This window comes from Streptomyces sp. NPDC047028, assembly GCF_040644095.1.
GTDB lineage: Bacteria > Actinomycetota > Actinomycetes > Streptomycetales > Streptomycetaceae > Streptomyces.
On sequence record NZ_JBEYVS010000004.1, the window covers coordinates 275,694 to 282,665 of the forward strand.

General features: G+C 69.5%; 8 protein-coding genes. 3 read left to right on the forward strand and 5 right to left on the reverse strand.

The window, feature by feature from the left end:
* Positions 1-2: 2 nt before the first annotated feature.
* Genes ABZ854_RS06410 through ABZ854_RS06425 form a run of 4 tightly spaced genes read right to left on the reverse strand, consistent with a single transcriptional unit; the run spans position 3 to position 2,770 of the window.
* The gene (locus ABZ854_RS06410) at positions 3-473 is read right to left on the reverse strand and encodes an NUDIX domain-containing protein (protein WP_361205148.1); all 471 of its coding nucleotides are present in this window, start codon (positions 471-473) and stop codon (positions 3-5) included.
* On the reverse strand, positions 464-1,333 hold the full coding sequence (locus ABZ854_RS06415; RefSeq protein WP_361205151.1) for an isocitrate lyase/phosphoenolpyruvate mutase family protein: 870 nt from the start codon (positions 1,331-1,333) through the stop codon (positions 464-466). The genes ABZ854_RS06410 and ABZ854_RS06415 overlap by 10 nt, the downstream gene beginning before the upstream one ends.
* Complete coding sequence (locus ABZ854_RS06420) at positions 1,326-2,012, reverse strand: dTMP kinase (protein WP_361205154.1); 687 nt, start codon at positions 2,010-2,012, stop codon at positions 1,326-1,328. Before ABZ854_RS06420 ends, ABZ854_RS06415 begins: the two co-directional genes overlap by 8 nt.
* Positions 2,009-2,770 (reverse strand): hypothetical protein, encoded by a 762-nt coding sequence (locus ABZ854_RS06425; protein WP_361205157.1) that lies wholly within the window; start codon positions 2,768-2,770, stop codon positions 2,009-2,011. Before ABZ854_RS06425 ends, ABZ854_RS06420 begins: the two co-directional genes overlap by 4 nt.
* A gap of 306 nt (positions 2,771-3,076) precedes the next feature.
* Here ABZ854_RS06425 and ABZ854_RS06430 point away from each other — a divergent pair, with 306 nt between their 5' ends.
* The 3 genes from ABZ854_RS06430 to ABZ854_RS06440 are packed head-to-tail and all read left to right on the forward strand — an operon-like array spanning position 3,077 to position 6,035.
* Positions 3,077-4,489, forward strand: a complete 1,413-nt coding sequence (locus ABZ854_RS06430; RefSeq protein WP_361205160.1) for a helix-turn-helix transcriptional regulator — start codon at positions 3,077-3,079, stop codon at positions 4,487-4,489.
* A gap of 58 nt (positions 4,490-4,547) precedes the next feature.
* On the forward strand, positions 4,548-5,549 hold the full coding sequence (locus tag ABZ854_RS06435) for an asparaginase (protein ID WP_361205163.1): 1,002 nt from the start codon (positions 4,548-4,550) through the stop codon (positions 5,547-5,549).
* 27 nt (positions 5,550-5,576) lie between these two features.
* Positions 5,577-6,035: a DUF296 domain-containing protein gene (locus ABZ854_RS06440; RefSeq protein ID WP_361205166.1), complete on the forward strand. Its 459-nt coding sequence runs from the start codon at positions 5,577-5,579 to the stop codon at positions 6,033-6,035.
* On the opposite strand, the gene ABZ854_RS06445 is transcribed toward ABZ854_RS06440, so the two are convergent.
* On the reverse strand, positions 6,022-6,597 hold the full coding sequence (locus ABZ854_RS06445) for an amino acid transporter (protein ID WP_361205196.1): 576 nt from the start codon (positions 6,595-6,597) through the stop codon (positions 6,022-6,024). The two genes, ABZ854_RS06440 and ABZ854_RS06445, sit on opposite strands and share 14 nt — an antisense overlap.
* Positions 6,598-6,972 lie beyond the last annotated feature (375 nt).

A 6,972-nucleotide genomic window follows, 5' to 3' on the forward strand; every position in this document is an offset into this window, starting at 1 on the left:
GGTCACCACCTGTCCACGAAGGGGTCGGCGAGCTGCCCGCTCAACGCCGCCGACAGCGGGCGGTTGATCCGGGGCAGCAGGTACACGTCGCCCAGACGTTCCAGCGGAACCCACTCGAAGCCCACCTGGATGGGGTCCGGCGGTTCCGGCATGCGCGGCTCGGCGTCGTCCACCTGCTCCGCGAGGAAGTTGAACTGAACCTTCTGTACGTCCCCGAACTCGCCCTGCCACGACTCGGGGACGTACTCGACGACGCACAGCAGACGCCGGACCACGACCTGCAGGCCGGTCTCCTGCGCGACCTTGCGGTTCACGGCCTGGCGCAGGTCCTCGCCGACCTGCGCCTTGCCGCCGGGGAGGTTGTAGTGGAACCCGGCCTCGTCGTCGTACGACAGGAGCAGGACGGCACCGTCGCGCACGATGGCCGCCTTCACGGAGACGCTGATCCGAAGCAGTTCGGGCGTCAGAGGCACGACAGCGCCTCCGGTTCGCCGACGCGCATCAGGTCGCCGACCTCCGCGAGGGACCCCGCGACGGTGGAGCGGAAGCTCCCTCCGCGCTGGAACTGACGAGCGGCGGTGCGCATACCCGCGAGGGCGGCACGGCTGAGCTGGTTCGCGTAGATGCAGAGGTGGAAGCCGGCCTCGCCGAGCTCGGCGGCGCTCAGGTCAGGGAACGCCGTGGGCACGCTGACCAGCGGCACCCCGTGACTCCACGCGCGTCCGATGGCTCGCGCTTGATCACCGGTCGCGTCCTTGGAGTGGATGAGGATCGCATCCGCTCCGGCGTCGGCGTACGCCTCGGCACGGGCGATCGCCGTGGCCATGTCCTCGCCGGCTATCAGGGCTTCGGTGCGGGCCACAACCACGAGGCCGTCACCGACGGTCTTCCGTATACGCCCCACCTGCTCGCACAGCAGATCCTGGTCGGCAAGGTTCTGGGCACGGTGGGCCGCGAAGCTGTTGCACTTGGGGTACGCGCTGTCCTCGACACACACCGCAGCGGCTCCGGCGCGCACCAGGTCGTACGCGAACCGCTCCGCCGTGCGCCCCGAGCCGCCCGCGTTGTCGATGTCCACGATGACAGGCAGTTCGGTGACACGGCCGAGCGAGGCGACCACGTCGCACAGGTCCCGGGGGCCCAGGACGTTGGCGTCCGGTAGCCCGGAGGCCGCGGATACCTCCAGACCGCTGACCCACAGGGTGTCGAAGCCTGCCTCCGCCGCGACGTGTGCGGCGAGCGCGTTCACCGCACCGATCGCCAGGAGAGGGTGCTTCCGGTCGCTGTCGTTGAGGGCATCGCGCAGACGCCTGGCTTTCGTGCCGTCAGTCACGGGTCTCTCCTCCTTCCGTGTGGGCGGCGATGGGCGGTACCAGCTGGCGATCGCGCAGTACGTCCCAGGCGGCGAGCAGCACCTCGGACCGGGGGCGGCGGGCATCCAGGCGGACCACGTCGCCGAGGAGCGGGAACTGGTCGGGCTTCGTAGCCACGGCTTCATAGGTCTCCCGAACCCGGCTCTGGACGTCGTGCACGTCCCAGTCGGCTCGGACGGCGTCTCCCTGTCGGGCCTGCGCCCGGCTCATAGAGGCGTCGGTTTCCAGGTCCAGGACGAGTGTGAGATCGGGGGCCACGGTGAGGTGCGCGGCCAGCGTCTCGTACGTCTCCGACGCCCTCATGCCGTGCTTCACGGCGAAGAAAGCCAGCTCGCTGAGCAGCCAGCGATCTGCGATCACGGGCCGGGCCGGTCGCTGAGGGAGCACAAGGCGGTCCAGCGTGGCTCGCTTGTCCGCCGCGATCGCGGAAAGGTAGGCGTCACGGTTCCCGGCGTTCGGCTGGTACTTGCCGGTGACGATGGCGGCGGCCTGGCCGGCGGCGAGGAAGTTGGTGGTGAGCACGCACAGCGGGGTGACGCCGTAGAGCCCCTCCCAGAGCTGGAACAGGCCCTTGCGCAGCGTCGTCTTGCCGGTGCCGTCGAGCCCCTCGATGACGATGAACGGATAGCGGTGGTTCATTCGACCTGCCCCGCCCCCGTGCCACCGGCGTACTTGGTGAAGCGACCCCGCCAGCGGGCCGTGGTGGACACCAGGTCCACCAGCCGCAGCTCCGCCAACTCGTCGATGAGGCGGGGCAGCTCGGGCTCGGCGCAGATGCCGGCCTCGATGGCCCGGCAGTACGTGGCGCGGAGGGTCGGGTCGTCGACGGAGCCACGCAGCGCCGTCTCCAGCACCCGCGTGGCCATGCCGTGGGCCACGACGCTCACGGCGGTGCCCAGGGCCTGCTCATGGACCAGGTTCGGGTGCGGCTCCAGCGTGATGTGGTGCACCCCGCGGTGGCGGATGACCGCGAAGAAGCCCACCCACCACGCGGCGGCGCCGCTGACGGCGATCACAGCGTCGGACCAGGACGCCCCGGACTGGCCGGGGAGGAGATTCTGGGCAGCGGAGTCGGCGGCGCGGTGAAGTGCCCCGCGCTGGTTCTGCGACTCCGCTCCGTGCCGCTGGGGCAGCTCCCACCAGAAGCCGAGCCCGGCGTCCTCCAGAAGCGCCATCACGGACTCGTCGCTTGCCGGCAGCGGCGACGGGCGTCGGGCCAGCACGGAGGCATCGGCGCCCGGCACGTCTGGCAGCGCCTTCTCCTCGGCGACGGCAGCCCGCCATTCGTCGAGATGGAGATGGAGCCGCTGGGTCAGCAGCCCGTCCGCCAGCGTCTGCCAGGCATGGGCGAGCGGCGGCGAACCGGGGGGCCGGGGTGGCAGGGTCAAGGAGGTCACAGGTCGGATCCTCACGTCCGGGGAGTCGCGGCACGCGGCTCCGGTCGGCGGTGCTCCACCACGATGGCCGCCACGAAGACCCACGCCTATGAGTGTTTATGAGCCCCATCAGCGGAACGTGTCCGGGTGATTGCAGAGCGAGGGAGAATGCCGACCATGGTCGACAGCGGACAGCGGCGGTGTACGCGCTGCGGTGCCCTCCTCAGCCGCTTCAACGCCGGTACACGATGCGCCTCGTGCCAGAACGGGCTGGCCGCCCGACGGGCCGACCCGGCCTTCTGGCATGATCCGACGGTCCGGCGAGCCTTGGCCGCATGGGAACTCGGCACGGTTGTCAAGCTGTTCAGAAAGCACACGGGCCTCTCCCAGGCCGGCGTGGCGCGGATGGTCAGCATCGACCAAGCCGAGGTCAGCAGGCTGGAACGAGGGCTCAAACAGATCCGCGACCGACGGCAGTTCGTCCAGTGGACCGATGCGCTGGGAGTCCCGGAGGAGCTGCTCGGGCTCCTGCCCACGGCCGATCCGCACATCCCGGACTCCACGGGCCGACCGGGAACGGCGGGTACCGGAGCCCGTGGGTACGCGACGCTGCCCGAAGGGCCGGGCCAGCTTTTGTTACCCGCGGGCCGGTCCGTCCCGACGACGGCGCTTCCTGTGTTGACCCTTCCCGCGGCCTCCTTCCTCGGGGACAGCCTGAGGCTCGACTCCCGCCCGGAGCTGGATGCCTGGCGCACCATGCCGATGCGCGCGCTCGTCGTCGCGAACCGCACAGTGGACGGGGCGGTCCGGCAGTTCGTCACCGACGCCCGGTCGAGCGGCGTACGCGCCACCGCCTCCACCCCGGTCGACATCCCCGCCGCATACGAACTGGACGATCTGACCTACGGCATCCTCTGGGCCGTGTCTGGTTTCGAGGCGGCACTTCTCGGCGACGACCAAGCCCTGTACACATCGCTGGCGTCGCTCACCGTTTCCCCAGGCTCACCGGCCGCCTCCGACCAGGGCCTGACCGAAGTCTCCCGGATGCTGATCGGCTCGGAGACCGCTGCCCGGTACATCCTGGGCCACCGTGACCACCTGGGCGACGCGCCTCTCTTCTGGACCAGGGAGCAGCGCGGTGAAGAGGCTGCCACGTGGCTGTTCTTCCGGCATAAATACCGTTACCTCGAACGAATGGCACCCCGGCGTCCAGGCGGTACCAGCGGCCGGGGGTTCTGCGTCCCCGAGACTGCTGTCGCCTCCTCACCCGCGTACGAGCGCGTTCTGCTCTTCCTCGCCATAGCGCTCATGGAGTCCTTCGGCATCCGCACCTGGGTGACCGACGACGGAGGCTTCGCTCACACCGACGGCTTCGCGCTCTCCCGCGGGCGCCGGGCCGTTATCGCCTCATGGGTACGAACCGAGGGGGCGTCTCGCCTCGCGGTCACCGCGCGGCCGGGAGCCCTGCGGACGTTCGCCGATGTAACGGGGCACGTCAGCCAGCACTCGGCCACGGCGGCCGAGCAGGCAGGGCAGCGCCTGGCGGCAACGGCGGAGTACCTCGGCCTCGACGCCTCCTGGCTCGCTCGCCGGTGCGCACAGTTGTCGGCGGCCGGTACGGAGCGGCTTGCCCGACCGCGCAGCCGGTTGCTCGGTCTCGAAGGGTTGGAGGCCGCCTGCCGGTTCGTGGCTGAACAGCTGGTGATCGTTCCGCGTACCCCGACGGCGCCGACCCGATAGCCTGCGTGAACCACTCGTGAGGCCGCGCCCGGCGGTGTCCGGACAGGGGAGCAGGGGAATGACGGAGTCGGTCAGGAACGTGGCGGTCTTCTCCCTCGGCGGCACGATCGCCATGACCACCGATCCCACCACCGGAGGCGTCGTACCGGCGCTTTCGGCCCACGAACTCCTCGCCGCGGTACCCGCCCTGGCCAGGAGCGGCGTCGGCCTCAAGGTGCGGGACTTCCGACGTTTGCCCGGCGCCTCCCTGACCTTTGAGGACCTCACCGCACTGTCGGCCGCGATCGCGGCGGAGCTGGAGACCGGAGACGTCGACGGCGTCGTCATCACCCAGGGCACCGACACCATCGAGGAGACCGCCTTCCTCCTCGACCTCTACCACGACCACGAACAGCCGGTCGTCGTCACCGGTGCGATGCGCAACCCCACCCTGCCCGGCGCCGACGGTCCGGCCAACCTCCACGCCGCCGTCCTGGTCGCCGCTGACCCCGGGCTCAGCGGCGCCGGCTGCCTCGTTGTACTCGGCGACGAGATCCACACGGCCCGGACCGTCCGCAAGTCCCACACCACCAGCCCCGCCGCCTTCACCTCACCAGCAAGCGGCCCGATCGCTCGGATCGTGGAGAACCGGGTGCGTATGGTGGGCGGCTTGCCGTCCCGCGGACCGCTGGTCGGCGCCCCCGACCGTGAGGCGCGCGTCGGGCTCTACACCGTCACCCTCGGCGACGACGGCACCCTGCTCGACCTGTGGGACGGCAACTGCGACGGACTCGTGGTCGCGGCCTTCGGTGTCGGTCACGTCCCGGAGTGCCTTGTCGAAGGGCTCACCAAGCTCGCGTCCCGCATCCCGGTGGTCCTCGCCTCCCGCATCGGCAACGGGCCCGTCCTGTCCGACACGTACGGCTTCCCCGGCTCCGAGAAGGACCTCCTTGGACGTGGGCTCGTCGGCGCCGGAGACCTCGGCCCGTACCAGGCGCGGCTCCTCCTGCACGCTCTGCTCGCCCAGGGCGCTGACGGAGCGACGGTCCGCGAGACCCTCACCACCGCCTCCGCCCGCTGATCCCACCTCATGAGGAGACACCCGCACATGCGTGCTTCCGAGTTGACCGTCGGCCGTACCTTCGGCGTCACCTTCGACCACGAGGAGGACTTCTTCGAGGCCCTTTCCACCTTCTGCCGGGACAACGGCATACGGCAGGGCTACATCCCCTCGTTCATCGGAGCTTTCGCGGAGGCCGAGATCGTGGGCGCTTGCGAAAAACTCGTGGACCCGGACGCGCCGGTCTGGGCGAAGACGTACGTCACCAACGTCGAGGCGTTCGGCGCTGGCACCCTCGCCCATGACCCCGCCACCGGCGGGATACTCCCCCACATCCACGTCTCCGCCGGCCTGAAGGCCCAGTCCGCCGACGGCAGGACGAGCCACCTCCTCAGCGCCAAGGTCCAGTTCCTCAGCGAGCTGCTGATCGTGGAGGTCACGTCGCCCACGATGACCCGGCCCCGGAACCCCGACCTCTACGACGTCCCGCTGCTCACGTTCGGCTGACCGGCAGGAGTCGGCGAAGCCAGGGGTGGTCCGGCGCGATCACCTTGATCGCCTCCGCCAACCAGACGCGTTGTGCCTCCTCCAGCAGCGGCAGAACCGCCTCGAAGTCGGCCTCGTCCTTGTCCCGCGTCGCCTTCGCCTTGTAGAAGAGCTGCACCTCGGGTGCGAGATAGGGAATGCCGCTTGCGCTCGTCCGCCCCACCCGCTCGATCGGAAGCCGGATCTGCGGGGTGCGCCGCGAGACCCACTCGTGACCCTCAGACTCGTCCAGCATGAGCTGCACCGACCAGGGTGCCTCCGGTTTACGCCGACACCAGATGTCGTGGAGGGGTGGCTGAAGAATCTCCCCAGAATGCCACGGACGCAATCGCCCCAGACCAGGCGGATCAGCTACGAACAGATCCCAGCCAGCCAGAAGATCACGGAGAAGGGCTTGGTCGCGGCGGAGGATCAGGACGTCGAGGTCGCCGTGCGGGCGCAGCTCACGACCGACCGCGAGTTCGATCGCGTACCCGCCGGCGATCCACCATGGGAAGACCGCCTTGCCGAAAAGGTCAGCCATGTCTTCTGGACGCTCAGGTACCCAGCGCCCCAATTCGTCAGCATTCACCCGTCCATCCTCCCAGTGACGAGGTTCTGGAACCGGTAGCTGAAAGTGGGCCGACGGCGGCCAATAACCCCCCGGTCGCGCGTGCTCATAAACACGCATGAGCATCCGGGGAGTACACGGCGATGGTTGAGCTGTGGCTTGAGGCGGTCTATGCCCGGCGGCCTGAGCCACAGCTTCCCGGTCCGAGCACGCTTGAAATGAAGGCACGGCACTGAGCGCTCGTACCGCCCTTTGAACCGCCCCGGGTTCGTTAGAGATCTCAGTTGGTGGCTGTGAGCTGGGGTTTCGTGGTTGCTCGGTAGTAGTTGGCTTCGTATTCGACGGGCG

Coding starts and splice junctions, on each gene's coding strand:
- ABZ854_RS06435 (WP_361205163.1), top strand. CDS start 4,548: ATGACGGAGTCGGTCAGGAACGTGGCGGTCTTCTCCCTCGGCGGCACG.
- ABZ854_RS06445 (WP_361205196.1), bottom strand. CDS start 6,597: ATGGCTGACCTTTTCGGCAAGGCGGTCTTCCCATGGTGGATCGCCGGC.
- ABZ854_RS06420 (WP_361205154.1), bottom strand. CDS start 2,012: ATGAACCACCGCTATCCGTTCATCGTCATCGAGGGGCTCGACGGCACC.
- ABZ854_RS06440 (WP_361205166.1), top strand. CDS start 5,577: ATGCGTGCTTCCGAGTTGACCGTCGGCCGTACCTTCGGCGTCACCTTC.